Below are 2,011 nucleotides of genomic sequence, written 5' to 3'. Positions count from 1 at the left end.
CGCCCCGGGCCCCGTCAAGGCGGCCGCAGCCACGCCATCTCCCGCAGCCGCGCCCACGCGCGATCTCAATTCACCGCTCGGCGTCTGGCTCACCGAGGAGAAGGAAGGCAAGGTCCGCATCGAGCAATGCGGCAGCAATCTGTGCGGCTATTCGGTCGACAGCAAATCGAACCAGAATGGCGAGCAGGTTCTGATCAACATGAAGCCGAGCAAGGACCAGAAATGGTCCGGCCGCATCCTCGATCCGAACTCCGGCTCGACCTACGATTCGACGATCGCAATGAAGGGCACTGACCGCCTGCGCGTGCAGGGCTGCGCCTTCGGCGGCATGTTCTGCGGCGGGCAGACCTGGACGCGGGTGAACTGAGTTTTGACTCGACGCTTCTGATTGAGGAAGGGGCCCGCGATCCGGGCCCCTTTGCTTTTGGCCGCGGCGTCAACGTGACGTGCGCCACCTCACAGAGCCTGCCGCTCGCGTGACAGCCCTCACATCGCCGGTTCCGCGCCCGTGCCATGTTCCCCGCATGGTCACCCACAGGGGCGTGTCATGAACGGCTTTCGCAAAGGTCTCTTCGCCACCATCGTCGCCATCGCCTTCCCGCTCGCGCAGGCTGATGCTGCGACAAGTACTTTCGACGGCACATGGAATGTCCGCATCTCGTCATCGAGCGAGACCTGCGGCAACGGCGCGACCGTCGCGATCGGCATCAACAACGGGCAGATCGCCTCGAGCAGCACCGCAGTGTCAGCGTCAGGCCGCGTGGCGGACGCCGGCAGCATCAATGTCACCCTCAGCACCGGTATCAAGCGCGCCGTCGGCTTCGGACGACTGAGCGGCACCTCGGGCTCCGGCACCTGGCGCGGCGCGCTGTGCACGGGGACGTGGACGGCGGAGCGGATGTAGCAGGTCTGGTGTCCCGGACGCGCCGCAGCGTGCAAGGCTGCTGCGCAGAGCCGGGACCCAGGAGTCTTGGTTAGTCGCCGGAAGATTCCGGGACACACACGAGGACCTTCTTAGCCCAGCGCCGCCCCATACTCCGCGTCAGTGACCGGCTCCAGCCAGGTCGAATAGACGCCGTCGAGCGCTTCCTGCATGGCGATGTGGCACATGCCGTTGGTCGGCGACGCTCCGTGCCAGTGCAACTCGCCCGGTGGAATCCAGACAGTGTCGCCGGGACGGATCTCCCTGACCGGACCGCCCTTGGTCTGCACGCGCCCGACGCCGGAGATGACGTAGAGCGTCTGCCCGAGCGGATGGTGATGCCAGTTGGTGCGGGCGCCCGGCTCGAACGCAACGCGCGAGCAATTCAGCCGTGCGGGCGCGGGCGCCATGATCACGGGGTCCTGCCACACGGTGCCGGTGAAGTTTTCCTTGGGCGCGCGGCGGGTCGGCCGCGTGCCTGCAACAGTGATCTCCATGGGATTCCTCGCTTCCGTTACTTCTTGCTGGCGGCGTAGCGCGCCTTGGTCTCGGCGTTCATGGGATAGAGGCCCGGCAGCACCGCGCCATTGTTCACCTCGTTGACGATCCAGGCTTCCATGCGCTCCTGCTCGACGCCCTCGTTGAGGACGTGATCGAGCATCGCCTGCGGGATCAACACGCAGCCGTCCTGGTCGGCGACCACGATGTCGTTCGGAAAAACGGCAACCCCACCGCAGCCGATCGGCTCGCCCCAGCCGACGAAGGTCAGGCCGGCCACGGAGGGCGGCGCGGCATAGCCGTCGCACCACACCGGAAGATTGGTGCCGAGCACGCCCTCGACGTCACGCACGACGCCGTCGGTGACGAGAGCGGTGACGCCGCGCTTCATCATGCGGGCGCAGAGAATGTCGCCGAAGATGCCGGCATCGGTGATGCCCATGGCATCGACCACGGCGATGCATCCCTCCGGCATCGCCTCGATCGCGGTGCGGGTCGAGATCGGCGACGACCAGGATTCCGGCGTCGCCAGATCCTCGCGCGCCGGCACGAAGCGCAGCGTGAAGGCCGGTCCCACCAGGCGCGGCAGGC

General features: G+C 66.8%; 4 protein-coding genes. 2 read left to right on the top strand and 2 right to left on the bottom strand.

Features of this window, described 5'->3' with window-relative positions; all coding sequences use genetic code 11:
- Positions 1 to 367, top strand: a 367-nt coding sequence (locus tag MOV75_RS36065; RefSeq protein WP_247007750.1) for a DUF2147 domain-containing protein, incomplete at its 5' end; no start/stop codon positions are given.
- A 180-nt stretch (positions 368 to 547) separates the two neighbouring features.
- Complete coding sequence (locus tag MOV75_RS36060; RefSeq protein ID WP_246931346.1) at positions 548 to 904, top strand: hypothetical protein; 357 nt, start codon at positions 548 to 550, stop codon at positions 902 to 904.
- Positions 905 to 1,014: 110 nt separating this feature from the next.
- Here the strand turns inward: MOV75_RS36060 and MOV75_RS36055 are convergent, their stop codons facing one another.
- Both MOV75_RS36055 and MOV75_RS36050 read right to left on the bottom strand, forming a co-directional pair.
- A complete protein-coding gene (locus MOV75_RS36055) occupies positions 1,015 to 1,419 on the bottom strand; it encodes a cupin domain-containing protein (protein WP_028144578.1) in 405 nt (134 codons plus the stop codon).
- A 17-nt stretch (positions 1,420 to 1,436) separates the two neighbouring features.
- A partial coding sequence (locus tag MOV75_RS36050; RefSeq protein ID WP_247007748.1) for a ribonuclease activity regulator RraA occupies positions 1,437 to 2,011 on the bottom strand: 575 nt, incomplete at its 5' end.

Origin of the sequence: Bradyrhizobium sp. PRIMUS42 (assembly GCF_023006515.1) — a bacterium.
GTDB lineage: Bacteria > Pseudomonadota > Alphaproteobacteria > Rhizobiales > Xanthobacteraceae > Bradyrhizobium.
Note: the sequence above shows the minus strand (reverse complement) of the source record. Positions and strands in the feature narration are given on the sequence as shown.